The organism is Flavobacterium gelatinilyticum (genome assembly GCF_027111295.1).
In the GTDB taxonomy this organism is placed as follows: domain Bacteria; phylum Bacteroidota; class Bacteroidia; order Flavobacteriales; family Flavobacteriaceae; genus Flavobacterium; species Flavobacterium gelatinilyticum.
Map to the genome: position 1 here is coordinate 5,535,776 of NZ_CP114287.1, position 26,912 is coordinate 5,562,687.

The following is a 26,912-nucleotide window of genomic DNA, read 5'->3' on the forward strand; positions in this document are numbered from 1 at the left end:
CAGAGGTATTGTAGAGGGCGCACCGAAGTGCGTCTTTCTTGGTTTAGAAGAAAAACCTCTGAACCTTTGCCCCTTTGAACCTTTGTCACTCAAAAAAAGAATTATTTCTTTTTGACCAGAAGAAGATGATCACATACCAAAACCACTTCACCTCTTTGGTTAATGATTTCTACATGTTCTGTTACGGTTCCCATTTCCGGATTTTTTGCTTCACCTTTTTCAGAAATTGTGATTTCAGAATGAATGGTATCGCCAATATGAACCGGTTTTACAAATCGCATTTTGTCGTATCCTCTTGAAAAAGCTTCCGGATTGATTTCAGATGCTGTTAAGCCGATTCCGATGGCAAAAACCATAGTTCCGTGCGCAATACGTTGTCCAAATGGCTGTGTTTTACACCATTCTTCGTCCATATGATGCGGGAAAAAATCTCCCGTATGTCCGGCATGAACTACAAAATCCGTTTCGGTTATAGTTCTGCCTAAGGTAACTCTTTTATCATCAAGCTGATAATCTTCAAAAAAGGTTGATTTAAAATACATAATGTTTTGATGTTATGGTTTATGTGAGATGTAAAATGTAAAAGATTTGATGTTGAATAAGAGTGCTTAAAAACTTTCTTATTTCACTTTTTACATTTCACATCTCGCAATAAAAAATTATAATTTTTCCAGTGATATTCCGCCGCCGTTACTGCTGATGTAGCAGGCTTCAACTACTTTCATGGTGTCTAAAACGTCCTGAACACTTGCTAATAATTTAGAATCAGAACCTTCTTTAAAGCGCATTAAATTTGACATTGTTCCAATGAAAGCTTCCGGGAACCAGGAACCTTCTAACTGAACTTTTTTCCATTCGTATTGTCCGGCTTCGTTTTCTACGGCATATTCAAAAATGTCAGGCAGACCGTCAGGATAATTCATTAACAATCCCATTTTAGCTTTTATGGCACCTTTTGTTCCTTCCCATTTAATGTAACTTTCTTCGTGGTTCGGACCAAAGTGGTGATCGTGATTGGTGTTGATTACAACATGTTTGTCTTCACCATAATCCAAGATGATTGTAGATCGGCTTGATGATAATTTTTTAAGCGGATGTTTAGCCGTTTTTGCCATTACCCCTTTTGGATTTCCTAAAAACGATCTGATGCAATCGATATAGTGAACACTATGAAAAAGAATTTCCAATCTTGGATGTTCCTTAATCAACGGGAACAATTCCCAAGGCGTATTTACAGTTACTTTAAATTCTAAATCGTATAAATCGCCAATTAAACCCTCATTGATAAGATATCGCGCTGCGCTTACAAATGGTGAAAAACGAAGCTGAAAATTGATTGCCGCTACGAGATTTTTCCTTTCACATACCGCCACAATTTCTTTCGCCTGTGCCAGATCATTTCCCATTGGTTTCTGAATCAGAACGGCAGCGCCATCAGGAAGCTGTTCTAAAATCTCGATATATTGATCAGGAAGAACCGTAATATCATAAACAGTATTTGACGGTGCGTTTTTAACAGCTTCGGCAACATTTTCAAAAACATGTTTAATGTCAAATTCTTTGGCTAAATCATGTGCTTTTGAAATCGTTCTGTTGGTAATGCCAAAAACCGTAAATCCAGCCATTTTATAAGCCGGAAGATGTGCATCTTTTACAATACCGCTGGCGCCGATAATCACAATCGGCTGATCTGTTTGAGGTAGTAAAGGTTTATATGGAATATTCATATCTAAATAATTTTTTGAATAGCATTTTGTGTTTCTTCTAAAAGCGTTTTCGACGGAATATCCGTTTCAATAGCTTTTAAAACCATCTGATCGATAAGTTCTGTAACTTTTGGCCAGATTGGGGTTTGCGGTAATGTCAGCGCATTTTCGTGCAGCATTTCCAGTTTATGATAATATGGAATCACAGCGTTGATTTCAGCATCTTTCCAGGTTGATTTTCGGCACCCAATGCCGCCCTCTGTTGTCAATAATTTATCGCTTTCGGCGGTTGTCGCAAATCGAAGGAAATCGTAGGCTAACTGCTGATTTTTACTTCCAGTCCCGATGGTGTAAAGCCAGTACACATTCAACGAAGCCGTTTTATGGTCAGGATCGTGAGGAAGTTCTGTAATATCTACTTTTCCTTTCACTTTCGATTCGTCGATTACCTCACACATCGAAGCAAATCCAAACCAGTTAATTGCCATTGCAGCCTGTCCTTCGGCGAAAGCCATACCAGCCTCTACAGAACCAAAATTCTTACAACCCGGATGAACCGCAATTGCAGTGTTTACAATCGTTCGGTAATAATCTAAAGCTTTTTCAGCAGCTGTATGATTGATATTAATTTGATTTTGAGAATCTAAAAGCGACCCGCCCCGTGTCCATAACTGCAGGCAGAAATCAAAAACCATATTATGTCCGTCAGGATAATTGGCAAAAACACATCCGTATAAGTTATTGGCCGGACGGTTAAAATATGTCGCAATTTGGGTGAATTGCTCCCAGTTTTTTGGAGGGAACAATTCGTAACCAAATTGTTTCCTGAAATTTTCTTTTTCGGTCTGATTTTCAAATAAATCTTTTCTGTAAATCAGACATTCCGGTCCGTCGTGAAAAGGAAGTCCGTACGTACCGCCGTTAATCTGCTGTAAATGCAGTAATGACTTATGCCAGCCCTGAGGATAATCCTGAGGTGTATTTTGATTGATAAATGAGGTTAAATCCAAAACCGCTTTTTCATTTGCAGCATCAAAAATCCAGTCGGTATTAAGATGCGCAATGTCCCAGTTTCCGTTTTTTAAACCTTCTTTCGAAATGGTTTCTTCATAAAGATCGTGCAGTTCTAATGGAATCATTTCGACTTTGATCTGAATATTGTTTTTCAGACAAAATGCATCCCACAGCTTTTGCAGCGTGCTTTCGAAAGGAGAAAATTTTCTAACGGCGATTCTGAATTTTTCCATGATTTACGCTATAAATTCTTTTATAATTCGTTCGTTATCCTGTCCTAATTTAGGAGAACCTTTGCCGGATGTAAAGTATTCGCCGTCAATTTTTATAGGGCATCTTGTAGTTTTATAAGAGTATCCGTCCAGCATTTCAACCTGCTGAGTAAATTCTAAAACCTTGAAACCATCTTCCTTAAAAAGCTGTTCGTAGTTTAAAACTCCGGCACACCAAATATCTGCGGGTTCTAAAATATCCAGCCAAAACTGCGTTTCCTGAGTCAGCAGGTGAGAAGCCAGAATATTTTTGATCTCATCTCTAAGCGTGAATTTATTTTCAGGAAACTGTAATAATTCATCGCATTTCAGGAGTGAAGCCAAAACCGGAATAGAACCCATTGCCAAAGCTAAATAGCCGTTTTGAGTTTGGTAAATTCCGTATGGCGCGCCTAAATATGCGTGTGCATTGTTGGTTTTGGTTCGAACAGGCAATTGACCTCCGTCATTAAAAAACGTGGTAATGGTTTCGAACTGAAAGTCAAACGCCGACTCAAGCATGCTTACCTGAACCAAAGCTCCAATATTATGAGTTGCTTTACGATATAAAGCCGCTAAAATTCCTTGTGCTAAATGCGCTCCGGCAAGCATATCAACAATCGATAAACCCATTGGCACCGGACCATCTTCCTGATTTCCGCTCAGCCAGGTTAAAGCTGTAAGGGACTGTAACAATAAATCCTGTCCCGGCAGATCTTTAAGTTCCGGATGATTTCCAAATCCAGAAATAGAAGCATAAACCACATTGGGATTTATAGTTTTTACATTCTCATAACTTAAACCAATTCGTTCCATAACTCCGGGTCTGAAATTATGCATTACGACATCGGCTTTGGCCAGTAATTTTTTTAATTTTTGAAGCTCCTCCGGCTGTTTAAAATCAATGGCAAATGATTCTTTATTTCTGTTGATGGTATGAAAAACAGATGATTCGCCATTCATAATCAAATCCGAAGTATATAAAGTACGGCAGATATCTCCTGTTCCCGGTTTTTCAATTTTTATAACGCGCGCGCCCAGATCAGCTAATCTAAGGCTGGCTGAAGGACCCGAAAGAAACTGGCTGAAATCTACTATCAAATAATCTTCTAATGGTTTCATTTTTTGTTTGTTTAACCGATTAACCAATTAACCCCTTATGTATTGCTGCATTATTCTGACCTACTTTTGGTGCCGCTTTTTCGCTTAGCAAAATTTTACCATCCAATTGAATAGGGCTTCTGGTTGTAACCAAAGTTTCGCCTTCTTCATTTTTTACAGTTTGTTTGAGCTGTAAATCGTTTACAAAAGCCTGTTGGTCTAAAGTTTCGTAATCAAAAACTTTACCGCACCAAATACCTTGTTTTTGTAATAATTCAAGCCAGTAATCTGCTTTTTGTGTCAATAATTTTTCTGCTAAAATTTCTCTGATTTCATCTCTTTTTTCAAACCAAAGATGTTTATCAGCATATTGAGAAAGATCGACGCCAAGTGTATTTCCTATAAAAAGCAAATCACCCATGGCAAGCGAAATATAATCGTCTTGTGTTTTGTAAACACCGTACGGAGCGCTTAGAAAAGCATGTGCACTTCCTTTTACGTCACCGCGTTCAGGCTGTTGTCCGCCATCGTTTAAAAATGAAGTAAGGGCTTCAAACTGAACATCTAAAATAGATTCCAGCAGACTTACTTCGACCAAAACACCTTTTCCGGTTTTGGCTCTTTTAAGCAGTGCCGCTAAAATTCCCTGAACAAAATGATTGCCGCACATTAAATCGGCAACCGCGAGACCAAACGGAACTGGTCCCTGACTTTTGCGTCCGCTTAACCAGCTTAAACCCGAAAGTGATTGTAATAATAAATCCTGTCCCGGTTTTTTGGCCCACGGACCTTTATCACCGTAGCCTGTTATGGTTCCGTATATTATTTTAGGATTAATTGTCAGCGTGGTTTCAAAATCCAATCCGATTTTTTCCATCACCCCAGGTCTGAAATTATGGGTCATAATATCGGCCTTTTCGATCAGTTTTTTGATTAAAACCAGATCGTCGGGATTTTTTAAATCGGCCGCAAAAGATTCTTTATTTCTGTTGATGGTATGAAACAAAAGACTGCTGTCGTCTACAAAAAGATCTTTAATGCTTAACTGACGGCAGGCTTCGCCTTTTACCGGACGCTCGATTTTAATAACGCGTGCGCCCAAATCAGCCAGTTTTAAACCCGCAGACGGACCCGCCAGAAACTGGCAGAATTCTAATACAATTAATCCTTCTAATGGTTTCATGAATGCTGTAATTTTAAAGATTCGGCATAAAGCGCGTTCATTTCTTCTAAAACCTGTTCTTCATTGCCGCCGTTCATCAGATAATTACGAACAACATCGCCCGCATGATCCTGAAAATGCATATGTCCTGAATATCTTGGTCTTAAAAAAGCTCTTTCTAAAGCCGGAAGTGTATTTTTGAAATAATTATTTGTAATAGAATTGATTCTGTCGTTTTTCCATGCCTGTAAATGTCCCGGCTGGCCTCCGTTATCAGCAAAAATATTCTGCTGCGTATGTGACGAACCTGTAAATTCAGCATAACGAATTGCTTCCGGAATGTGCTGGCTGAAAGATGAGACAGCTAAACCGGTTCCTCCAAGAGAAGAAATCATTGACGCATTATTTAATTTTACCAAGTCATAAAAATGAAGAAGGTTTTTGCTGTAACCTGCTCTTGAATAATTAGAATATCCGTAAGCAAAAGGGCAGTAGGCAATTTCATCAGAATTTACCATTGCCTCATAAACCTGAATTGGATTTCGGTTAAAGTTCGCCGGATCAATTAATTGTGCCAGTTCACGGAACATTTGTAACGCTTTTTTTCCGGTTTCCGGAGAAATTACTCTTTCTTCATTTTGAAAAGGGGCTTCGCTTAAACTGCAGCAAAACATATAAAAGCTCATTAAAACATCTACCGGAATTCCGGCAAAAGCAACTAATCCTTTTTTGGCTAAAGCCAATAAATCATCATATGTCTGAGGAACTTCCAGCCCTTTTTTCTCTAAAATATCCAAACGTGCCGCTGCAATGGGTGTCGCGGCATCAATTGGCAGCGCCCATAATTTATTGCTGAAGACATAACTTCCGTATGATTTTCCAACGGTATTAATTTCCTGATCTTTAATATAAGCAGCAGGAAGATAATCAGATAAAGGAAGAATCGCTTTTGTATGCGCTCCAAAGCCCGTCCATGGATGATCGATTACCAATAAATCGAATCTTTTTGCCAGGTCTTCGATTGAAGCATCGGCGAATTCTTGTAAACTTCTTTTTTCCCAGGTAATTTCAATTTCCGGATTCAATTCGGTAAAACGCTGTGAAGTGGCAACCATTGGGAGCAGCCCTCGCGTATGGTTCCAGGTTATGCCTTTTAATTTTATCATTTTGCAGGAATATTTAGTCGTAAAATTTGTTCGCAGTAATAAATGTAAAAAATACAATTACAAAATTAGAAATAAGATTGAAATGACCAAGAAAATGTAACTTTTTACATTGATTTTTTTGAAAAATGTAATGTTTGGCGGTAATTTTTTTACAAAGCGTGTAAAAAATGTTATAATTTATTAAAGAATGATCATTTTGCTATATAAATAATAAATAAAAATGCTATTTTAGATTTAATCGATTACATTTGTAATTGTAGTTTTTACATTTATGATTTTCGGAAAAAATGTTTAACTTACGCAAATACCAAATTTTAAAATTTAATACCTAATTAAGATGTTTTCATTACAGAATAAAAAAGCGGTCATCACCGGAGGCGGAAGCGGGATTGGACGTGCAATCGCAGCCTTGTTTGCTAAACAGGGAGCAGAAGTTCACATTATTGATTTAACTATAGAAAGTGCTCAGGATGCAGTCGATGAGATAAAACAAGCAGGAGGAAAAGTTTTCTCTTATGCGTGCAATGTGGCTAAACAATCGGAAGTACAAGCCGCTTTTGAAAAAATTGGAAACATTAATATTCTTGTTAATAATGCCGGAATCGCTAATGTTGGTAAAGTTGATACAACTTCAGAAGCTGATTTTGACCGTGTAATGGAGGTAAATGTGAAAGGAGTTTACAACTGTTTGTACGCTGCTATTCCACAATTCAGACTTTCAAACGGAGGTGTTATCTTAAATATGGCTTCGATCGCAGCATGGGTTGGAATCTCTGATCGTTTTGCCTATTCAACAGCTAAAGGAGCCGTAATGGCAATGACTTTATCTGTAGCGAGGGATTATTTAAGCGAAAACATCAGATGTAATTCTATTTCGCCTGCAAGGGTTCATACGCCTTTTGTAGATGGTTTTATTTCTAAAAACTACGCAGGAAAAGAAGAAGAAATATTCGATAAACTTTCTAAATCACAGCCAATAGGCCGTATGGGAAAACCAGATGAAGTTGCCGCTCTTGCTTTGTACTTATGCAGCGAAGAAGCTGGTTTCATTACCGGATGCGATTACCCAATCGACGGAGGGTTTATCAAGTTGAATAACTAGAGAAGGTTCTAAGCCGCTGAGATACTAAGGTTCTGAGGTTTTCTCTAACGCTTAGATCCTGCGTCTTAAAATCTAAAAAATATCCAGCTAAAGTCTGAAGCTGAGTTTTCGAAGAAAAAAACTTAGAACCTTAGTATCTCAGAACCTTAGCACCTAAAAAAATAATAATCAAAAAACATAAAAAAATGAAATTAATACGTTTTGGAGAAATCGGAAAAGAAAAACCAGGAGTTATAATTGGTGAAAAAAGATATGATGTTTCTTCTATAGTTTCAGACTTTAACGAAAGCTTTTTTGAAGAAAACGGCTTAGAAAAATTACAAAAAGCATTAGAGAGCAATCCATCTTTACCTGAAGTGGATGCCAGCGTACGTTTAGGTTCTCCGGTTGCAAGACCTTCAAAAATAATCTGTATTGGATTGAATTATGTAGACCACTGTAAAGAAACCAATGCACCAATTCCAACAGAACCAATTATTTTCTTTAAATCGACTACTTCTTTATGCGGACCAGACGATGATTTGATCATTCCTAAAAACAGTGAAAAAACGGACTGGGAAGTAGAATTAGCATTTGTAGTGGGTAAAAAAGCAAGTTACGTTGAAGAAGCTGAAGCTTTGGATTATGTTGCCGGATATGCTTTATTGAATGATTACAGCGAAAGAGCGTTTCAGTTAGAGCGCGGCGGACAATGGGCAAAAGGCAAAGGAAGCGATACTTTTGCGCCTCTTGGGCCATTTCTTGCTACAAAAGACGAAGTAGCTGACGTAGATAATTTAAAAATGTGGCTGACTGTAAACGGTAAAAAATACCAGGACAGCAACACCTTAAATTTAGTTTTCAAAATTCCTTATTTAGTACACTATTTAAGCCAGTTCATGACTTTGCTTCCTGGTGATATTATCAGTACAGGAACGCCTCCGGGAGTTGGTTTAGGAATTAAGCCGGAACCGGTTTACATTAAAGCAGGTGACGTTATCGAACTTGGAATCGAAGGTTTGGGAACGAGCAAACAAACTGCTGTTGCCTATAAAAAGTAATCTAAAAATATTTGAAGATGAAATTTATTGTATGCGAAAAACCGAAAGAATTTAAATTAAAAGAAACAAGTATTCCGGAACCAAAAGAAGGTGAAGTTCTTTTGAAGATAAAAAGAATCGGAATCTGCGGAACTGATATTCATGCTTTTGGAGGAACACAGCCGTATTTTGAATATCCAAGGATTTTAGGACACGAACTGGCGGCAGAATATGTAAAAGGAAATGCGGCAGGTTTTAAACCGGGCGATAAAGTAACTTTTATTCCGTATTTCAACTGCGGAAAATGTGTGGCTTGTCGAAATGGATTGACAAACTGCTGTGTAAATATTAAAGTTTTTGGAGTGCATATTGATGGCGGAATGGCCGAATATGTTGCGATTCCGGAGCAGTATTTATTGCATGGTCAGGGATTAGATTATGATGAACTGGCTTTGATTGAGCCGCTTGCTATTGCTGCACACGGCGTTAGAAGAGCAGCAGTGAAGTCTACAGATACAGTTTTAGTAATGGGAGCAGGGCCAATTGGTATTGGACTGATTCAGTTTGCTAAAATTGCCGGAGCGAGAGTTATCGTAATGGACATCAACGATTACCGATTGAATTTCTGCAAAACAGAATTGAATGCAGATGAAACTATTAATCCGTTAAACGACGATGTAGCGGCTAAGCTGGCTGAGTTGACAAACGGCGACATGGCGAATGTGGTGATTGATGCTACCGGAAATCAGAAAGTAATGAACGGGGCTTTCAATTATATTTCGCATGGCGGAAGATTCGTTTTGGTCGGGCTTCAAAAAGGAGAACTGAGTTTCAGTCATCCGGATTTCCACAAAAGAGAATCGACTTTGATGAGCAGCAGAAATGCAACAATCGAAGATTTTGAATATGTAATGAAATGCCTGAAAGAAGGAAAAATCGATCCTAAGAAGTACATCACGCACAGAACAACATTTTCTGAAATGATTACGGATTTTGAAAATCTGGTTGATCCTAAAAATAATGTAATCAAAGCGTTGATTGAAATTGAGTAATTAGTAATTGGTGAAAAGTAATTAGCGAAATGTGAATTGTAAGATGTAAGCTGAAAAAGGAAACCGGATTTATCTAAAATCTTCAAGAGTAAGACCTGCTTCTTACATTTTACAATTCACATCTCACATTTCACAATTAACATTTCACATCTCACAATTTACGTTTTACAAGAAAAAGCATTTCACATTTTACAAATCACATCTAACATAAAAGAAATGGATTTAAATTTAAAAAATAAAATTGTCGTTGTTTCCGGTTCGGCTGGTAAAGAAGGCAGTATTGGCGAAACAATGATCAACAGACTGGCAGATGAAGGTGCAATTCCGGTTTTGGTAGACAGAAACGCAAGAGGTTTTGGCTACGCTGAAAAACTTCAAAAAAGAGGAATTGATTCTATCTTTGTTCAGACCAATGTTACCGATCCTGTTGAAATGGAAAATGCGGTAAAAACAATCGCTGCAAAATACGGAAGAATCGATGCCGTAATTAACAACGTTGGTGTTAATGACGGTGCAGGTCTGGATGCTACTTACGAAGAATTTATGGATTCTTTGAAACTGAATGTAGTGAGTTACTTTTTGCTGGTAAAACATGCACTTCCGTTCTTAAAAGAATCAAAAGGAAATATCTTAAATATTGGTTCAAAAGTAGCTTTAACAGGACAGGGAGGAACTTCCGGTTACGCTGCTGCAAAAGGAGGCGTTTTAGGACTTACAAGAGAATGGGCGGTAGATTTGATTCAGTTTGGAATCCGTTCAAATGCTATTATTATTGCTGAGAGTTATACTCCGGCATACGAAGACTGGATTAAAACACTTGAAGACGGTGAGAACGTTTTAAAGAAAATCAACAAAAGTATTCCGTTTGAAAGCAGAATGACGAAAACAGAAGAAATTGCAGATACGGCACTTTTCATTATTTCTGATCGTTCTTCGCATACTACAGGACAATTCGTTTTTGTAGATGGCGGTTATGTGCATTTAGACCGTGCTTTAATTAGTGATGTAAACTAAAAAGCATGGGGAACCGAATTGATTCGCATCAGCATTTTTGGAAATTTGATCCTGTTAGAGACAGCTGGATCGATGAGACTATGGCGGTAATTCAAAGGGATTTTCTGCCAGAAGATTTACAGCCGTTATTAAAAGAAAATCATTTTGAAGGCTGTGTTGCTGTACAAGCAAGCCAGTCTGAAGAAGAAACGCATTTTCTTATTGATTTAGCTTCTAAAAATGATTTTATAAAAGGAATTGTTGGCTGGGTTGATCTTCGTGATGCAGCTATTGTAGAGCGTTTACGTCATTTTTCTTCTTATAAAAAAGTAAAAGGATTTCGTCATGTAGTTCAGGGTGAAGCCGATGATTTTATGTATGGTTCAGAGTTTAGAAGAGGAATTACTGCTTTAAAAGACTTTAATTACACTTACGATATTCTGATTTTCCACCGTCAATTACCGGCTGCGATAAGTCTGGTAAAGGATTTTCCGGAGCAGAATTTTGTAATAGATCATATTGCCAAACCGGATATAAAATCAGGAAGTATTGATTCATGGAAAAAAGGTATCGAAGAAATCGCAAAATACGATAATGTATGGTGTAAAATCTCCGGAATGGTCACAGAAGCCGACTGGAAAAACTGGAAACCAGAAGATTTAAAACCGTACTTAGATGTTATTTTTGAAAACTTTTCTCCAGACAAACTAATGTATGGATCTGACTGGCCGGTTCTTAATGTCGCTTCAGATTATAAAGAAGTGGTTAAAACTTTAGAAGACTATATTTCGAAATTTTCGACAGAAGACCAAAATAAAATTTGGTTTGAAAATGCGAATTCTTTTTATAAGTTATAAATTATGAATGATTCATAGTTAACTAAAAGTATGTCATTTCGACTGAAAGGAGAAATCACACGCGGGATTCCGTAATGTAAATCGCCAATCTTTGTCGAGTTTCTAGTGTGATTTCTCCTTTCAGTTAAAATGACAAAACTGAAAAAAAAAATAGCCGCAGATTATAAGATTTACAATGATTTTTTAATCATGTTAATCCTTTAATCTGTGGCTAAAATATTTTTTACTCCTTCAAAACATTCACATCAGGCGCCCATTTTTTCTGCCATGCCGGATATTTTTTCAAAGCCTTTTCCGGTCTGTCCGTATACCAGGCATAACCACTTCGTCTTTCACGGCTTACTTCTGCGAGTGAATATAATATTTCGCTGTTACGGTCAGAAAATAAAGGTCTGTGTGTTTTTAATTCATAATAACGCGTCCAGATTGGCGGTGCTGTCGTATCTGTTACTACACGTACATCGTTTGTGATCTTTTTATATTTCGAATCCATTTCAGGGGCTTTGAAACTTTCAACCCTAGTGTTGTAAATTTTAGAATCCTGAAACCATTTTACAGCGCTCTGAACCGAATTAATAATCTTTTGATCTGGTTTATCAACTGCCATTAAAAACAAAACAATGTCTACACTTTCAGCATTACAGATGCTTGGCGGTTCAAATTTACGCGCCCAGGCCGGTAATAACGTAATTTCATCATGCTGCTGGCACCATGCAGTCAGTTTTCCGTTATCGACAATCTGCATTTTTAAAATACAGTCTAACCCTTTTTGGTATGCAGAGATTACTTTATCTCTTGTTTTTTGGTCTATAAAATCGTAATCCGGATCATTAGTTACGATTTTCTTCAACAAATTCATAATACCCATATAAGCCCCATCGTTGAAGGTGATATGCCGGCTGTATCCTTTTTCAAGCGGATAATACTGAGGCCATCCGCCGTTTTTATATTGTGCTTCCATAACAAAATCAATTCCTTTTAGCGCTCCTTCTTTATATTTTGGTTCTTTTGTTAAAGCATACACCTTTGCCAGATAATCGATATGTGTATACGTTGTTTCATTATCAAAAGTCGTATGCAGAATTGGTTTTGTTTTTATAACTGTATCAATCTGTTTTGGCGTCAGAATTGCTTTCATGTCATAATTCTTTGGCCATCCGCCATTGCTGCGCTGAAAAAGCAAAATATTATCAGCAATTTTTGCGTAATCAGTTTCAGCATACTGAGGCTGATTTTCGACTGGGTTTACAATATTCGTTTTGTCTTTAATATGGTACCAATGATTCGTAGCGTCTGAAAATACTTTTGTAGTGATAGCCGTTTTTTCATCTTTGGTTTGTGCATTTACCTGAAAAAAAGAAAATGAAGAAACATAGAAAACAAATAATAGAGCGTTTTTAGACTTTTTGTTGAACATAAAACTACTTTGTTTTTAGAATTTTACAGCGCCCTTTGGAACATTGCTGCCAAGCGTCGTTGTTTTAGAAAAATCAGTTTTTTTAGAAGATACCAATTCGATATTCGCGTTGCCGTCACCGTTGATATTAACCGCTTTAGGAGAAACCGAATTAAAATCTACATTATTCAGAGACATGTTTTTTACATTGTAAATTTCGAAAACATTTGTGTTTTTAATGTCAAGACTCGCATTACTGATTTTAATTCCGTTTGCATCAATAATCGAAAAACCTTTTTCTGCCGCTGCAGTTAAGTTCGAGATTTCAATGTTTTCCAGATTCATTTCAGGAAGGCCTTGTAAAAATACAGCCTGCTGTGCACCTTTAATTGTAACATTTTTAATTAAAATATTTTTAAACTGAGGTGTTTCTTCGTTTACCGGAACTGCTTTTGTGCTTACTGTATTTCCGCCTTCTGCCAGAGTTTCAGCAATCGATTTCCCGCCGTAATACAAATCAAAAGAAATTGCCTGAGAGGGAATATCTGTCATAAAAACATCCGAAATATATACGTTTTCCACAACACCGCCGCGTCCTCGTGTACTTTTAAAACGAAGTCCAACATCAGTTCCCATAAAAGTACAATTTGAAACATGCAGGTTTTTTACACCGCCTGACATTTCGCTTCCAACTGTTACACCGCCATGGCCATGATATACAATATTATTTTTTACAATGATATTTTCGCAGGCCACACCTCTGTCACGTCCATCCTTATCTTTACCTGATTTAATGCAGATTGCGTCGTCACCCACATCAAAACTGGAATTTTCAATGATAACATTTTTGCAGGATTCAACATCAAGTCCGTCACCGTTTTGAGAAAACCACGGATTTCTAACCGTTACATTTCGCACAATTAAATCTTCAATTAATAAAGGATGAAGATTCCATGCAGGCGAATTTTGAAAAACAGGACCGTCAAACATCACCTTTTTACTATTCTGAATGCTAACCAAAACCGGACGAAGGAAATCATGAACCGCTTCAAAATCTTCTTTTGTTTTTAAATCATGACGCACATTTTGGTCTGCCCCTTTTGCGCCTTTTAAATATTGTTCAGATGGATACCAGCTGTCTTTCTTTTCATTTAAAACACCGCCCGAAGCCACCAGTTTTTTCCATTGATCATCAGTTAGTTTACTTTTCTTAACCTGTCTCCAGGCTTCACCGGAACCATCCCAGACACCATTTCCTGTAAAAGCAATGTTTTCTAGGTTTTTGCCGTAAATAGGAGAGATGCATCGCCAGGTGTTTAAACCTTCAAAACTGGTCTCAATAATTGGGTAAAGGGATTTATCTGTCGAAAATTTAATCAAAGCCCCGGTTTCGGCATGAAGTTCAAGATTACTTTTTAAGATGATTGGACCTGTAAGCCAGATTCCCGGCGGAATGATCACTTTTCCGCCTCCTTTTTTTGAAACCGCTTCTATAGCATCGGCGAAAGCCTTAGTATTTAAAACATAACCGCCATTTACGGCACCAAAATCTTTTATATTAACGCTGTTTTTAGGAATTACAGGTTCTTTTACTTTTGCCATTTTAAACTCAATGTTTTTATACGTGTCATAAGAAGACTTCTGTGCAAAAGCTGTACTGCATAAACCGGTCGTAAGCATGGTCACGGCAATACATAAAAGGTGGATTGGGTTAGTTTTCATTCTGCTTGTATTTTGGTTAAAATTTATTTTTTCGATTGCTGAGTCGGTTTTTTATTTCTTGTTATTTTAACTGATAAATAAAAATACTCTTTTTAAATAATAATTTAATAATGTAATCGATTACACAAATCTATTAAAAAAATATTACGAAACGACATTTTCGGTCCAATTATCACATATTTTTTATGAATTTGATTTTTTTATGCTCCAAATTGAAGTAAAAACTGAATTTGGTTTTGATCGAAAAATCGAAGAAACAGCCTGAAAAACCAATTGTTTACGCCCGAAACAGGAGGGTACAGGATACTAATAATTTTATGTTCTTTTAAATTGTGCCGAATATTTAATTTAATTGTTAAAATAACTTCAGAAGTAAATTTTTTAGTACTTTAAATTTTTAAGCTGATAATTTTTAACAAAGAAAAAGTAAAAAACAAGAATAATGCGATTAATTCCTTTCAACAAATTACTGATCGTCTTTTTAATGCTGTTTGCAATTTCGGCAAATGCAGCAGAAATCTGGGTTTCTCCAAAAGGGAACGACAAAAACACAGGAACAAAAGAGAATCCGCTGGCAACGGTTCATATGGCGATGAGAAAAGCCCGAGAACTTCGTCGTTTAAAAGACCCTTCTGTAAAAGACGGTATTCGTATCATTGTCATGAACGGAACGTATTATTTAAACGAACCTTTATTCGTAAGACCTGAAGATTCCGGAACAGCAGAAAGTCCTACTACAATTGAAGCCGATGTGAATGCTAAACCTATTATCAGCGGCGGTGTTGAAATTAAAAACTGGACAAAATCGACAACTGTTATCAACGGACTTAAAAAAGGCACGGTCTGGGTGGCCGATGCTCCAAAAAAAGCCGGAAGCATTATCGATTACAGACAATTATGGGTAAATGGTAAAAAAGCCGTAAGAGCCAAAAATACTGCTGGAACCACAATGGAACGCATTCTGTCTTGGAATCACGAAGAACAAACCTGCTGGATTCCGTTTAAGGATAAATCCGTTAAGTTCGAACCGGGAATGGAAATGTTTATTGTACAATGGTGGTCAAATGCCAACCTGCGTATCAAAAATATTGAAGTAAAAAAAGACAGTGCAAAGCTTTCTTTTGAAGAACCGGAAAGCCGTATTCAAAGCGAGCATCCGTGGCCGGCACCGTGGATTTCTAAAAACAACGGAAATTCGGCTTATTTTTTAAACAATGCATTTTCACTTTTAAACGAGCCCGGAGAATGGTATTTAGACAAGAAAAATGCTAAAATCTATTACATTCCAAGAGCTGGTGAAGAAATTAATTCGGTTACCGTTACCGCTCCGGTTTTAGAAAATTTAGTTGAAGTAAAAGGAACAATAGATTCTCCTGTGCATCATTTTAGATTTAAAGGAATTTCGTTTCAATACAGCAACTGGCTTCGTCCTTCGCAGCAAGGTCACGTGCCGCTGCAATCCGGTTTGTATTTATTAGACGCTTACAAATTGAAACAGCCGGGAACTCCAAATCAGGCAAATTTAGAAAATCAGGCTTGGGTAGGAAGACCTCGCGCCGCGGTTGAAGTAAATTATTCGAATAATATTCAGTTTGAATCCTGCCGTTTTGAGCATTTGGCTTCGACTGGTTTAGATTTAAATAAAGGAACAAATCACAATACCGTAAAAGGAAATTTATTTAAAGATATTGGTGGAAGTGCCATCAATGTTGGTATTTTTTCTGAAGAAGCTTTTGAAGCACATTTGCCTTTAATCATAAAAGATGAAAGAGAAATGTGCTCTGATGAAGTAATTGCCGATAATTTAATTACAAACGTTACCAATGAAGATTGGGGAACTCTGGGAATCAGCGCAGGTTTTGTTAGAAATATTACAATCGAGCACAACGAAATTTCAGATGTATCGTACTCCGGAATGGCAATGGGATGGGGTTGGACGCACACGCCAAACGTGATGCAGAACAACAAAATCCTGAAAAATAAAATTCACCATTACGCCAAACATTTACATGATGTAGCGGGAATCTATACGCTTTCTGCACAGCCTGGAAGCCGAATTGAAGAAAACTATATTGATAAAGTTTACAACAGTCCGTATGCGCACGATCCGTTTTTATGGTTGTATTTGTATACCGATGAAGGTTCTGAAGGTTTTACAATTAAAAACAACTGGATTGCCGAAAAGAAAATCCTGAAAAACCATAACGGTCCAAAAGGAAATATCTGGGAACACAACGATCCTTACGTAAGCACAAAAATCAAAGATGCTGCCGGAATTAGAGCGCCGTACAAAGATTTGGAAAAAGAAGTTGTAATCGATGAAAAATGGGGATTGCAGGAAATGCCAAAACCATACGCAATCGAATTGATAGGTTCTGATTTTGACATCGAAAAAATCAAATCGACTTTAGTTGGATTTAGAATCGTGGGTCAGGAATTGTACCAATGGAAAAATCATTTGGTGATTTACGGAAAAATGAATCAGCCGGAAAGAACTAAGCGAAAACTGGCGGGTGCTTTTCCTTCTTTAGAAATTAAAATTTATGAAGATCTGGTTTACGATTTCCAAAACTTCGAAAGATGTAAAGATTCAAAACCGGCATCAGATTGGGAAAATGTGGTTTTAACTGCGAATCTTCCTGCTGATGAAAAACTGCAAAAAGAATATGTAGAGTATCACAAAACGCAATTCGAGAAATGGCCGGAAGTAGCAAAAGGTTTCTGTAATGCCGATTTCCAACAATTGCAAGTCTTTAAAAAAGACCGCCAATTGATCTTGGTAATCAGTATTCCGAAAGGGGAAAATCTGGATAAGCTAAACCCTAAAACAACACAAAACAATCCGCGTGTAGACGATTGGAATGCTTTAATGAAAAAATACCAAAGCGGCATCGATGGTACAAAACCTGATGAAACGTGGATTTTCTTGAATAAAGTGAATGTAGAAGAGAAGAAATAAAAGAGGAAAGAAGCAAGAAGAAATAAAAGAGGAAAGAAGCAAGAAGAAACAAATCTGTTTGATCTGCTTAATCTGCGTGAAAAATAAAACTAACCTCAAAGAAGATTTCGAAAACAATCTAAAACCTAAAATCAACAATCTAAATAACCACACCTCATGTTAAAAATAGCCATTCTGGGACTTGGAGAAGGACGAAGCACAATGTCGGCGGCTTTAGAAAGTTCAAAATTAGAACTTGTAAAAGTGTGCGACAGAAATGAAGAAATCTGCAAGCAGCGAGCAAAAGAATTCGATTTTCATTCGTACACAACCAATTACGATGATTTACTAAACGATGCATCAATTGATATTATCGCGATTTATACGCCAGATCATTTGCATGCACAACACGTAAAACAAGCTTTATTGCATGGAAAACATGTGGTTTGTACAAAACCTTTTATAGATGATCTTTCGGATGCGAAAGAGCTTTTAGATTTAAGTAAATCAACAGGAAAAAAGGTTTTTATTGGGCAGAGTTCACGTTTTTTCGAACCAGCAAAAAGACAAAGAGCCGATTATGAAGCAGGATTAATTGGAGATTTAATTACCATTGAAGCACAATATCATGCTGATCATAGATGGTTTTTAAAGAAAGAATGGTCTTTATTGCAATCCTTTAAATGGTTGTACGGAGGTTTGAGCCATCCTGTAGATTTCATCAGATGGTATTTGCCAAACATTCAGGAAGTAATGGGTTACGGAATGATCAGTGCAAATGGACAATCAGCTGGATTGAAAAATGAAGATACAATGCACTTTATCTTCAAAGCAACTGACGGAAGAATTGCACGTGTAAGCGGTGTGTATACGTCACCGACTCAGCCAGCGCAGCGCGACAGTGGCATGAGTACCATTTTAAGAGCAACAGAAGGAGCAAGCCAGGCAGATTATCACGAATTGCGTTATGCGGTTACCGATAAAACTGGCGAAGAAAAAGTAATTACTTGGGGTGATAGCACTTTAAAATATTATTTTCGTTTTGAAGGACAAAGTCATCATGGCGGCGAATATCAGAACTATTTAGAATACTTTGTAGATAGTATCGAACAAGGTTTCGAAGCGTATCCAAACATGGAAGAAGGAATTGGAACCGTAGCTTTATTAAAAGCAATGGACAAATCGCTGCAAACTGGAATGCCGGTTAAAATTGCCGATATTCTTAACGAATACGGACTATGAACAGTATCTACGATAAATTAACGACACTTGATTTTGTAATTGTGGCTGGTTATTTGGTCGCATTATTAATCATTGGTTATGTGGTAAGTGTCAAGCAGAGAAAGAAAGACGAAACGCTTTTCCTGGCTGGAAATTCATTAAACTGGTACAGCATCGGGTTTAATATGTGGGGAACCAATGTTGGTCCGTCGTCTTTATTAGCCTTTGCCAGTATTGGTTACGCAACGGGAATCGTAGCAGGAAATTTCGAATGGTACGCCTTTGTTTTTTTACTGCTTTTGGCGATGGTTTTTGCACCGCGTTATATTGCGAGTAAAGTAAGTACAATGCCCGAATATATGGGAAAACGCTACGGCGACAGTACCCAAAACATTTTAGCTTGGTACGCTTTGGTAAAAATCTTGGTTAGCTGGCTTTCTTTAGGACTATTCAGCGGAGGCGTTTTAGTGCGTCAGATTCTGGGAATTCCAATGTGGCAGAGTGTTACTGTTTTAGTGATTTTCTCTGGAATTTTCACTTTTGCAGGAGGATTAAAAGCGATTGCCAAAGTTAATGTTTTTCAGATGATTCTGCTGATTGTAGTTTCATTAACGCTTTCATATTTAGGATTGCAAAAAGTAGGCGGAATCGAAGCTTTAGCAGCAAAAACACCATCTAATTTTTGGAATTTAGTTCGTCCTTCTGATGATGCAAGTTATCCGTGGCCAGCTATTTTATTAGGATATCCAGTTGCTGCAGTTGCTTTTTTCTGTACCGATCAATCGATGGTGCAGAGCGTTCTGGGAGCGAAAAACTTAGAACAAGGACAACTTGGGGTTAACTTTATTGGATGGTTGAAAGTAATGGCGCTTCCGTTATTTATTTTACCTGGAATTTTATGTTACGCTTTATATCCGGAATTAGGAAGCAACTCCGATTTGGCTTATATGACAATGGTTACAAACCTTTTCCCAAGCGGAATGAACGGATTGGTAATTTGTGTAATGATTGCCGTTTTGGTAGGAACAATTGGTTCTTCGCTGAATGCTTTGAGTACCGTTTTTACAAATGATATTTATGTAAAGAAAATCAATCCGACAGCGACTATTAAAGATCAAATAAAAATTGGTCGTTTAACGATTGCAGCAGGATGTGTATTTGCGATCTTGATTGCCGTTGCGATTGACAATATCAAAGGACAGAATTTATTCAACATTTTTCAGGCGGTTTTAGGTTTCTTGGCGCCTTCGTTATCTGTTGTTTTCCTTTTGAGTGTTTTCTGGAAACGTACCACTAAAAAAGCCGTAAATGCAACGCTTTCTTGGGGTTCTGCTTTTAGCTTATTTGTTGGAGTTTTATATTTATGGATTTTCCCAGCCGACAAATACCCGGTTTGGCCTCACTTTTTATTGATTTCGTTTTACATTTTTGCTGTGCTTTTAATTGCTGCAGTGATTATTTCTTTAGTGGATAAAAATCCAGAGGTTAATGTTTCAGATGAAACTGATATTCCTAAAACTAGTAAGCAAGTGAAGTTGTTGTTTGGATTGCTAGGATTGGTGATTTTGGCTTTGTATTTGGTTTTTAATGGGAATTAAATTATGTTTAAAAAAACTGTAATTTTATAAAGAATAAAATTGTTAATTATATAAAAATTATGAACGAAAATTTATCAGCGTTTGGAGAATTTAGAAGTCAATTAAAAGAAAAACAACAACAAGGAAACGGAGATGAAATATTCAATGGATTTATAGAATATAAATTTAAAAGAAAAGTAATAAGTGAAAGACTGAATGTCAAGTTACGTTTAACAACAATGGAATATGGACAAATATCTATTTCAGATGGGGATTTTTTGTATGCAGATTTAGTACACATGGAACTCAATCCAAATTTTCAAACTTATACTTATAATAATGGCACGATAGAGATAACTGGAAACTCTGGAAAATTAGGTAGTTATATGGTATTAATTACAGAAGAATAATATCAATTAAATTTCTTTGTTGAAATATCAAAATCAAATTTCTAAAATTTATGAGAAATAATTTATTGATTATATAATTAAAAAAGCGCTTTCGTTTAATTGAAAAGCGCTTTTTAAATTGTTTTTATTTATTCAATTTGTATAGAGGAGCAAATCTTAAAAGCAATTTTACTGTTTTCTTTTCAAACTTGAAGGTGCCTCTTGCATCACCTATGTCTTTAAATTTCTCAATTTCTATAACCTCTCCTTCACCAAATTTCTCATGATATATTAGTTGTCCTTTCTGTAATTTTACTAATTCATCTAAAGGTAAAAGATCTCCAATTTCTTCATTGGAAGCACTTTCGGAAATTTTTTCAGAAAAAGAGTCTATTTGTAAAGACTTATAGTATTCTCTCAATAAGCGCCTACTTTTTAAATTTAAAATTACAAAAGCAATCAATAAAACTAAAAGCATTAAACTTGATACTAAAAGAATCAATGATCTTTTATATTGACTTCGCAACAAAAGCAATTCAGCATTGGTATCAGCGTTTGTTGGTATATCAATTTTTTTCATTCCAGAAATCTTACCAATTGGAATAATGTTTATTTGTTCTTTTTTTGAATGTATTACTAAAAATTTGATAGTCCAGAATTGGTCTTCATCAATTAATTTATATTTAAATTTTACTTTATTTTCAGTAAAGTCAGATACAACATCAGAAAAATATCCCAAGTCTGATGATCTCACAATCTCAGGTTTATTTAGAATTTTCCCATTTTCAATTCTAAACCCAAATTCATTATTTCGATCGTAATCTTCTAATTTGATGTCTTTATTTCCATCGTTACGTACTTGCATTATAACAATGGAGACATTTTGTTTGCCTTTGATTAAATCGATAGAATCATAAGATACTTTTAATTTAGCTACATCTGCTTTTATGTCTAATACACTTGTATTTAATAGAATATTATATTTTAAAGTTGCTTCAACTGGATAAAATTTCCATAATGCTGTTAAGGCTATTGAAATAATAGCAATTACTATTGACCAGTTAATTTTGAATTTTCTTTTTATTGGTTCAGACATCTTTTTTATTTTGAATTACAATAATACAAAATAATTAAATTAACATCATTTTTCTTATTTATGATAAAAGTGTCTTCTTAAGACAGCAAATGTCTTCTTTTAAAATTTTATTATGGAGAAATCTTTTATTTATTTGAAGTAGAAACCAACAATTCCCGAATATCAACCTTTAAATATTTAGAAATCTCATAAAGCGTTTCAATAGAAGGTTGAGCTTCATTGGTACACCAACGCGAAACAGTTGCTACCGTTTTACCTAAATGATTGGCTAAATCTTTACTTTTTCTATTGTTTTCAATTAAAACAATCTTTATTCTATTTAACTTGGGTTTCGACACAATGTTAATTTATTGCTATTTCATGCAAATATCTTATAATTTAAATATAATAAAAAATAATATTTTAAGTACTAAAAATTGCCTTAAAACAATAATTTATAGTCTTAAAAATATTATTTATATTAAAATTCCTACTATATTTGCTTTTTGAAATAAATAATAAAATGAAACAATCAGCAAAAAGACAATTAAAAATTCATAGAAAATACATTTCAAGATCGTATAGTCGTTATGTTATATTTCCTGAAATTCGTCTTTGCGGAAAATGGCTTCAGGAAATTGGTTTTACTTGCGATAAATTTGTAACGGTTCAGCATCAGCAGAATAAGATCGTGATCACAGTAAATAATGAAATTGATATAAAGTAATTTTTAAAATAAAAATATCAGGTTTTATGAATTGCCTCCAGTTTTAACTGGAGGTATAAAACAAGAATAGAAAAAGGCTTTAGCCAAAAAACGTGTAGTTTGGCTAAAGCCTTTTAAGCTTTGTATCAATCTGTCATTCAGCTAATGCTGGACGCAATTGAATTATAATAGTTTAAAATGCACTTTGTGTCTTAACTCTTTAAAATGAAACTATTTTTATTGTCTTAGACTCTTTCTAAACCACTCTTGCTATTTGTGTGTTTACACGAATATTATTAGGAGCATCCAAACCTAGGTTTTCATAATAGGTGAAATCTAAATTAACACCCGGCCTAAAAAGAAGGCAGTGTGTTGAACCTCCAAAATGGAACATTCCCAGTTCGTCGCCTTTTTTTACAATGTCGCCGGCTTTTACAGTTATTTGACAGCTTGAAACCTCTGCCATACCCACAGGAATTACACACATCAGTCCAATTGCAGGATTATCTGCCTCAATAAATATAAGCGCTCTGGTGGCAACAGCTGTTAAAAAAGGCTGAGAATTGTTAGGCGCACTCGAATCGGGTCCATCTGGATTGTAGAAACCCTGATATAGATTTTCTAAATAATAAGTACCGTTTACAATTTCCGTTTTTACGATTCTGCCGTTTACAGGACTATGCCAGCGATGATAGCTCAAAGCACTCAAAAAGGCCTGATAAACTGTTCCTCCAGCAAACTGAGGCGCTAATTCATCAAAATTCATCATGTTTTCTAATGAATACGGCTGTCCTTTCAACCAAAATTGATCTGACAAAGCCACATTTTTAGCCACTTGCAATGGTGCCGACTCACAAGCGTTTGTAATAATCGAATCGTCATTAGGTGCAGTTACAGGACGCACACCTGGGCAAAACAATCTGGTAAAAAAATCATCCCAGCTTTTAAATCCATAATAGGGATCTGAAGGATCAGACTGAAAAACATCAGAGAATGTAGCATCAGCAGGAATAGGATTTGGTTCTAAACCTAAAGCTCCTTGAGCAACCTGCATCATTTCAGATTGTGCTAATTCGCTCAACCATGCAATTACGTTTTCTGAAGGATCATTTTCTATCAAAACATATCTGGAATCCTCAGAAACCAAAAATTTAGACCAGTAGTTTAATATCTTCTTCAACTGCTGATTAACCAATGCGTTTGAAAAAACATCATATCCAAAATTGGTTGCCATTGGCCAGGCTAAAAGAGCATTAATAGGAAAACCAATCATGCCTGCAGGTGTTTGATTTCCGGGAGCACCCGTTTGATAAGCTTCTGGAGCAGTTTGCATGATTCCGTTGAGTAAAACAAGGAAATCTTCAAAAGTCATAGGTTCCGGTTCCCAAAGTAAGGGCGTTCTTTTTTTTAAGAAATGAGCTTCGGCAAACATTCCCTGCACATTTGCATATAAAACAGAGTCTGAATACACAAGGTTTTGAAATTCAACAATTTCAGGAATGAACGGTGTTGGATTTTTTTTGGTAAACTCTTTTATTTTTGATATCCAGTTTTCAATAATTTGCGGGTCCTGAGGTAACCAGCTTCCCAATAATTGTTTCGCTTTGATAAATGTAGTTGTTTCCATAGTTTTTTAGGTTAAATTAATAACTAAGGTATTTTAGAAAACAATTCAAAAATTTTAAATAGTTACAAGAGCTCGATTTTGTGTTATGAAGGGACATATTGTTGATAGGAAACTTTTTTTGAAGCAAAGAATTTTAAACATAACCCAAGGTTGAAACCTTGGGCTAAATTCTGAAAAGGATTGTAAATAAAAAGCAGATAGTTTTCTAAATTGAAGACTATCTGCTTTTTGATCAATTGCCTCTAGTTTTAACTGGATGTATAAAACAAGAATAGAAAAAGGCTTTAGCCAAACTACACGTTTTTTTGGCTAAAGCCTTTTGAGCTTTTATTAATCTTGATCCAGCTAAAGCTGGACGCAATTGAATATTTCAAAAAGAAACTTTGCGTCTTAGTGACTTCGTGGCAAAACTTAAAAATTAAGCCTTTTTTCTCCCTTCAATATTCGGTAAAAATCCTGTGATAATACCAATCAACGGCAGAAAAGCACAAATTTTAAATACATATTCTATACTCGTTGCATCGGCAATTTTTCCTAAAACAGCAGAACCTAATCCGCCCATTCCAAAAGCAAATCCGAAGAAAAGACCCGCTACCAGACCAACTTTTCCGGGCATTAATTCGGTTGCGTAAACTAAAATTGCAGAAAACGCAGAAGAAAGAATCAACCCAATGATTACAGATAAAGTTCCAACCCAGAATAATGAAACGTAAGGCAGCATCAAAGTAAACGGAGCAACGCCTAAGATAGAAACCCAGATTACATATTTTCTTCCAAAACGGTCACCAATTGGTCCTCCAATTAAAGTTCCGGCGGCAACAGCTCCGGAGAACAAGAATAAATACACTTGCGACTGCTGAATTGTAATATGGAATTTATCGATTAAAAAGAAAGTATAATAACTCGTAATACTGCTCATGTAGAAGTATTTAGAGAAAATCAAAACCAATAAAATAATTAACGAAGCAATTACACGGTTTTTAGATAAATGGTGTGTTTCGATTTTATGAGCTGACTTATTAGCCATTCTTTCAGATAAATGTGCTGTATACCAAAGAGCAATTTTGTACAAAGCAAAAATTCCAACCAAAGCAATAATACAAAACCAGGCCACATAACTTTGTCCGTGCGGAATAATGATAAAAGCAGCCAACAAAGGTCCGATGGCACTTCCGGCATTTCCGCCCAATTGAAAGATCGACTGAGCAAGACCTCTTTTACCGCCCGAAGCCAAATGCGCTACACGAGACGATTCAGGATGAAAAATAGAAGACCCAATTCCAATCATACTTACAGACAGTAGTAAAAATCCAAAACTAGTGGCGATAGAAACCAGAAATAATCCGGTCATGGTAAAACACATTCCAATAATTAAAGAATAGGGTTTAGAATTCTTGTCGGTATACATTCCCACAAACGGCTGCAAGATCGAAGCTACGATTTGATAAGTAAAAGTGATAATCCCGATCTGAGTAAAAGTCAGTCCGAAATTGTCTTTAATAAGCGGATATATTGACGGAACGACAGCTTGTAAAAGATCATTAATTAAATGCGAAAAGCTGATTATAAAAAGTATCGAATACGTTGTTTTTTTTATTACATCTGGTTGTACTTTAACGGTTTCCATGAGTTGTTTTTGGATTAATTTTAATTTTAGAAATTATAGCGGTACTAATTTTTTACAAAATTGAAATAAATAAGAATGTCAAAATTGCTATATTTGGACAATGAATAGTCAATATCGGACATATAGAATGGCGACGGATTTTGGATATCAAGTTGATTCCTCAATCCCGGTTATTGGTTATACCGAAATGGTAACCAACGAAGAGTGTATTTCTCATTCGCATCCAAGAGGCCAGTTAATCTATGCAACGCGCGGTGTAATGAATGTTGTGGTAGGCAACAATATCTGGGTGGTGAATCCTCTTCAGGGCTTGTGGCTTCCGGGTGGAGTAGAGCATCAGGTTACTTTTCAGAAAGACGTAAATTACTACAGTGTTTTTATTGATCCGTCGGTTATGGAAGGCTTGCCGAAGAACAGTTTTTCATTTGATATTCCGATGTTTTTAAAGCAATTGGTTTTCAAAATCATTTCCTTTGGAACGAGCGGCAATTTAACAGATTCGCAGCGACGAATCATATATGTTTTTTTGGATGAACTGGCGTTGATTATACCAAGTGCCACTTTTTTGCCAACCACAAATGATGAAAGACTGCAAAAAGTGGTTGAACTTTTAATGAATGATATTGCCAGCAAAAACACGATTGATTATTATGCTGAACTTTCGTTTATGAGCAGTCGAACTTTATCACGTTTGTTTATAAAAGAATTAGGAATGAATTTCAGCGATTGGCGTACGCGTTTAAAATTACTCGAAGCCATAAAAAGATTAGGCGAAAAACAATCTATAAAAGAAATCGCTCTCGATTTGGGTTACGAAACAGCCAGTGCTTTCATTTTTATGTTCAAGAAGCATTTAGGAACAACACCTTCTAACTATATTTTAGAAGATGAAAACGAGTCTGAGAAGCTGATTGCATAAATTTTAAATGCGTAATAGTACGCTGATAACGCGGATTTACTTCGTAAAGACGCGGTTTTGCACGGATTTTTATTTTTTTTAAACACATAAAAACATAGTCTTCCTTGTGTGTGAAAAAGGCGTTTCACTTGTCTAAATAAATCCGGAAGCTTCGGGATTATGTGTTAATGACTAGTCATTTTTAATCGGCTCTATTTCTTTAAGTAGATAAAAATCTATGTTTCTATGTGTTAGAATAAAAAAATCCGTTTTTATCCGCGTTTTCGCGAAAGTGAATCCGTTTCATCCACGT

23 protein-coding genes are annotated in these 26,912 nt (G+C 36.1%); 11 read left to right on the plus strand and 12 right to left on the minus strand.

The features are described 5' to 3' along the window. Positions 1 to 101: 101 nt before the first annotated feature. The 6 genes from OZP11_RS23890 to OZP11_RS23915 all read right to left on the minus strand — a co-directional run bounded on the left by OZP11_RS23890 (position 102) and on the right by OZP11_RS23915 (position 6,400). Positions 102 to 542, minus strand: coding sequence for a MaoC/PaaZ C-terminal domain-containing protein (locus tag OZP11_RS23890; protein ID WP_256635200.1), 441 nt, complete (start codon positions 540 to 542; stop codon positions 102 to 104). 117 nt (positions 543 to 659) lie between these two features. After that, positions 660 to 1,727, minus strand: coding sequence for a Gfo/Idh/MocA family protein (locus tag OZP11_RS23895; RefSeq protein WP_281232994.1), 1,068 nt, complete (start codon positions 1,725 to 1,727; stop codon positions 660 to 662). Between the two features lie 2 nt (positions 1,728 to 1,729). After that, on the minus strand, positions 1,730 to 2,953 hold the full coding sequence (locus OZP11_RS23900) for an extracellular solute-binding protein (protein WP_281232995.1): 1,224 nt from the start codon (positions 2,951 to 2,953) through the stop codon (positions 1,730 to 1,732). Between the two features lie 3 nt (positions 2,954 to 2,956). Further along, positions 2,957 to 4,093, minus strand: coding sequence for a CaiB/BaiF CoA transferase family protein (locus OZP11_RS23905; protein ID WP_281232996.1), 1,137 nt, complete (start codon positions 4,091 to 4,093; stop codon positions 2,957 to 2,959). Positions 4,094 to 4,112: 19 nt separating this feature from the next. Continuing rightward, positions 4,113 to 5,255, minus strand: coding sequence for a CaiB/BaiF CoA transferase family protein (locus OZP11_RS23910; protein ID WP_281232997.1), 1,143 nt, complete (start codon positions 5,253 to 5,255; stop codon positions 4,113 to 4,115). Then, a complete protein-coding gene (locus OZP11_RS23915) occupies positions 5,252 to 6,400 on the minus strand; it encodes an ABC transporter substrate-binding protein (protein WP_281232998.1) in 1,149 nt (382 codons plus the stop codon). The genes OZP11_RS23910 and OZP11_RS23915 overlap by 4 nt, the downstream gene beginning before the upstream one ends. 337 nt (positions 6,401 to 6,737) lie before the next feature. On the opposite strand from OZP11_RS23915, the gene OZP11_RS23920 reads away from it, so the two are divergent. The 5 genes from OZP11_RS23920 to OZP11_RS23940 all read left to right on the plus strand — a co-directional run bounded on the left by OZP11_RS23920 (position 6,738) and on the right by OZP11_RS23940 (position 11,423). After that, positions 6,738 to 7,502: an SDR family NAD(P)-dependent oxidoreductase gene (locus OZP11_RS23920; protein WP_281232999.1), complete on the plus strand. Its 765-nt coding sequence runs from the start codon at positions 6,738 to 6,740 to the stop codon at positions 7,500 to 7,502. A gap of 185 nt (positions 7,503 to 7,687) precedes the next feature. Beyond that, a complete protein-coding gene (locus tag OZP11_RS23925) occupies positions 7,688 to 8,542 on the plus strand; it encodes a fumarylacetoacetate hydrolase family protein (RefSeq protein WP_281233000.1) in 855 nt (284 codons plus the stop codon). A gap of 17 nt (positions 8,543 to 8,559) precedes the next feature. Continuing rightward, on the plus strand, positions 8,560 to 9,573 hold the full coding sequence (locus OZP11_RS23930) for a zinc-binding alcohol dehydrogenase family protein (protein ID WP_281233001.1): 1,014 nt from the start codon (positions 8,560 to 8,562) through the stop codon (positions 9,571 to 9,573). Between the two features lie 216 nt (positions 9,574 to 9,789). Further along, positions 9,790 to 10,587 (plus strand): SDR family oxidoreductase, encoded by a 798-nt coding sequence (locus OZP11_RS23935; RefSeq protein WP_281233002.1) that lies wholly within the window; start codon positions 9,790 to 9,792, stop codon positions 10,585 to 10,587. A gap of 5 nt (positions 10,588 to 10,592) precedes the next feature. After that, the gene (locus tag OZP11_RS23940; protein WP_281233003.1) at positions 10,593 to 11,423 is read left to right on the plus strand and encodes an amidohydrolase family protein; all 831 of its coding nucleotides are present in this window, start codon (positions 10,593 to 10,595) and stop codon (positions 11,421 to 11,423) included. Positions 11,424 to 11,646: 223 nt separating this feature from the next. Here the strand turns inward: OZP11_RS23940 and pelA are convergent, their stop codons facing one another. Beyond that, positions 11,647 to 12,840 carry a pectate lyase gene (gene pelA, locus OZP11_RS23945; RefSeq protein ID WP_281233004.1) on the minus strand — a complete coding sequence of 398 codons (1,194 nt, stop codon included), beginning with the start codon at positions 12,838 to 12,840 and terminating at the stop codon, positions 11,647 to 11,649. Positions 12,841 to 12,855: 15 nt separating this feature from the next. Next, the gene (locus OZP11_RS23950) at positions 12,856 to 14,541 is read right to left on the minus strand and encodes a glycoside hydrolase family 28 protein (RefSeq protein WP_281233005.1); all 1,686 of its coding nucleotides are present in this window, start codon (positions 14,539 to 14,541) and stop codon (positions 12,856 to 12,858) included. A 442-nt stretch (positions 14,542 to 14,983) separates the two neighbouring features. On the opposite strand from OZP11_RS23950, the gene OZP11_RS23955 reads away from it, so the two are divergent. The 4 genes from OZP11_RS23955 to OZP11_RS23970 all read left to right on the plus strand — a co-directional run bounded on the left by OZP11_RS23955 (position 14,984) and on the right by OZP11_RS23970 (position 20,687). Then, positions 14,984 to 17,500, plus strand: a complete 2,517-nt coding sequence (locus OZP11_RS23955) for an L-rhamnose mutarotase (protein WP_281233006.1) — start codon at positions 14,984 to 14,986, stop codon at positions 17,498 to 17,500. Between the two features lie 156 nt (positions 17,501 to 17,656). Further along, complete coding sequence (locus OZP11_RS23960) at positions 17,657 to 18,721, plus strand: Gfo/Idh/MocA family protein (RefSeq protein ID WP_281233007.1); 1,065 nt, start codon at positions 17,657 to 17,659, stop codon at positions 18,719 to 18,721. Continuing rightward, positions 18,718 to 20,298: a sodium:solute symporter gene (locus tag OZP11_RS23965; protein WP_281233008.1), complete on the plus strand. Its 1,581-nt coding sequence runs from the start codon at positions 18,718 to 18,720 to the stop codon at positions 20,296 to 20,298. Before OZP11_RS23960 ends, OZP11_RS23965 begins: the two co-directional genes overlap by 4 nt. A 59-nt stretch (positions 20,299 to 20,357) precedes the next feature. Further along, positions 20,358 to 20,687, plus strand: a complete 330-nt coding sequence (locus OZP11_RS23970; protein WP_281233009.1) for a hypothetical protein — start codon at positions 20,358 to 20,360, stop codon at positions 20,685 to 20,687. Positions 20,688 to 20,811: 124 nt separating this feature from the next. Here OZP11_RS23970 and OZP11_RS23975 read toward each other — a convergent pair whose 3' ends face one another. After that, on the minus strand, positions 20,812 to 21,762 hold the full coding sequence (locus OZP11_RS23975; protein WP_281233010.1) for a hypothetical protein: 951 nt from the start codon (positions 21,760 to 21,762) through the stop codon (positions 20,812 to 20,814). Positions 21,763 to 21,887: 125 nt separating this feature from the next. Continuing rightward, entirely contained in the window at positions 21,888 to 22,100 is a 213-nt protein-coding gene (locus OZP11_RS23980) for a helix-turn-helix transcriptional regulator (protein ID WP_281233011.1), read from the minus strand. 164 nt (positions 22,101 to 22,264) lie between these two features. On the opposite strand from OZP11_RS23980, the gene OZP11_RS23985 reads away from it, so the two are divergent. Then, positions 22,265 to 22,468 carry a SymE family type I addiction module toxin gene (locus OZP11_RS23985; RefSeq protein ID WP_281233012.1) on the plus strand — a complete coding sequence of 68 codons (204 nt, stop codon included), beginning with the start codon at positions 22,265 to 22,267 and terminating at the stop codon, positions 22,466 to 22,468. A 235-nt stretch (positions 22,469 to 22,703) separates the two neighbouring features. On the opposite strand, the gene OZP11_RS23990 is transcribed toward OZP11_RS23985, so the two are convergent. Then, positions 22,704 to 24,074 carry a phosphatidylserine decarboxylase family protein gene (locus OZP11_RS23990; RefSeq protein WP_281233013.1) on the minus strand — a complete coding sequence of 457 codons (1,371 nt, stop codon included), beginning with the start codon at positions 24,072 to 24,074 and terminating at the stop codon, positions 22,704 to 22,706. A 418-nt stretch (positions 24,075 to 24,492) separates the two neighbouring features. After that, positions 24,493 to 25,701 carry an MFS transporter gene (locus tag OZP11_RS23995; protein WP_281233014.1) on the minus strand — a complete coding sequence of 403 codons (1,209 nt, stop codon included), beginning with the start codon at positions 25,699 to 25,701 and terminating at the stop codon, positions 24,493 to 24,495. A gap of 127 nt (positions 25,702 to 25,828) precedes the next feature. Between OZP11_RS23995 and OZP11_RS24000 the strand changes: the two genes are divergently transcribed. Continuing rightward, on the plus strand, positions 25,829 to 26,620 hold the full coding sequence (locus OZP11_RS24000) for an AraC family transcriptional regulator (RefSeq protein WP_281233015.1): 792 nt from the start codon (positions 25,829 to 25,831) through the stop codon (positions 26,618 to 26,620). The last annotated feature ends 292 nt before the right edge of the window (positions 26,621 to 26,912 follow it).

What these genes read in the sequence shown, in the direction of transcription:
- OZP11_RS23960 (WP_281233007.1), top strand. Translation starts at nt 17,657, where the DNA reads ATGTTAAAAATAGCCATTCTGGGACTTGGAGAAGGACGAAGCACAATG.
- OZP11_RS24000 (WP_281233015.1), top strand. Translation starts at nt 25,829, where the DNA reads ATGGCGACGGATTTTGGATATCAAGTTGATTCCTCAATCCCGGTTATT.
- pelA (WP_281233004.1), bottom strand. Translation starts at nt 12,840, where the DNA reads ATGTTCAACAAAAAGTCTAAAAACGCTCTATTATTTGTTTTCTATGTT.
- OZP11_RS23925 (WP_281233000.1), top strand. Translation starts at nt 7,688, where the DNA reads ATGAAATTAATACGTTTTGGAGAAATCGGAAAAGAAAAACCAGGAGTT.
- OZP11_RS23940 (WP_281233003.1), top strand. Translation starts at nt 10,593, where the DNA reads ATGGGGAACCGAATTGATTCGCATCAGCATTTTTGGAAATTTGATCCT.
- OZP11_RS23935 (WP_281233002.1), top strand. Translation starts at nt 9,790, where the DNA reads ATGGATTTAAATTTAAAAAATAAAATTGTCGTTGTTTCCGGTTCGGCT.
- OZP11_RS23900 (WP_281232995.1), bottom strand. Translation starts at nt 2,953, where the DNA reads ATGGAAAAATTCAGAATCGCCGTTAGAAAATTTTCTCCTTTCGAAAGC.
- OZP11_RS23990 (WP_281233013.1), bottom strand. Translation starts at nt 24,074, where the DNA reads ATGGAAACAACTACATTTATCAAAGCGAAACAATTATTGGGAAGCTGG.
- OZP11_RS23915 (WP_281232998.1), bottom strand. Translation starts at nt 6,400, where the DNA reads ATGATAAAATTAAAAGGCATAACCTGGAACCATACGCGAGGGCTGCTC.
- OZP11_RS23910 (WP_281232997.1), bottom strand. Translation starts at nt 5,255, where the DNA reads ATGAAACCATTAGAAGGATTAATTGTATTAGAATTCTGCCAGTTTCTG.
- OZP11_RS23970 (WP_281233009.1), top strand. Translation starts at nt 20,358, where the DNA reads ATGAACGAAAATTTATCAGCGTTTGGAGAATTTAGAAGTCAATTAAAA.
- OZP11_RS23975 (WP_281233010.1), bottom strand. Translation starts at nt 21,762, where the DNA reads ATGTCTGAACCAATAAAAAGAAAATTCAAAATTAACTGGTCAATAGTA.
- OZP11_RS23995 (WP_281233014.1), bottom strand. Translation starts at nt 25,701, where the DNA reads ATGGAAACCGTTAAAGTACAACCAGATGTAATAAAAAAAACAACGTAT.
- OZP11_RS23905 (WP_281232996.1), bottom strand. Translation starts at nt 4,093, where the DNA reads ATGAAACCATTAGAAGATTATTTGATAGTAGATTTCAGCCAGTTTCTT.
- OZP11_RS23965 (WP_281233008.1), top strand. Translation starts at nt 18,718, where the DNA reads ATGAACAGTATCTACGATAAATTAACGACACTTGATTTTGTAATTGTG.
- OZP11_RS23895 (WP_281232994.1), bottom strand. Translation starts at nt 1,727, where the DNA reads ATGAATATTCCATATAAACCTTTACTACCTCAAACAGATCAGCCGATT.
- OZP11_RS23985 (WP_281233012.1), top strand. Translation starts at nt 22,265, where the DNA reads ATGAAACAATCAGCAAAAAGACAATTAAAAATTCATAGAAAATACATT.
- OZP11_RS23955 (WP_281233006.1), top strand. Translation starts at nt 14,984, where the DNA reads ATGCGATTAATTCCTTTCAACAAATTACTGATCGTCTTTTTAATGCTG.
- OZP11_RS23920 (WP_281232999.1), top strand. Translation starts at nt 6,738, where the DNA reads ATGTTTTCATTACAGAATAAAAAAGCGGTCATCACCGGAGGCGGAAGC.
- OZP11_RS23950 (WP_281233005.1), bottom strand. Translation starts at nt 14,541, where the DNA reads ATGAAAACTAACCCAATCCACCTTTTATGTATTGCCGTGACCATGCTT.
- OZP11_RS23890 (WP_256635200.1), bottom strand. Translation starts at nt 542, where the DNA reads ATGTATTTTAAATCAACCTTTTTTGAAGATTATCAGCTTGATGATAAA.
- OZP11_RS23930 (WP_281233001.1), top strand. Translation starts at nt 8,560, where the DNA reads ATGAAATTTATTGTATGCGAAAAACCGAAAGAATTTAAATTAAAAGAA.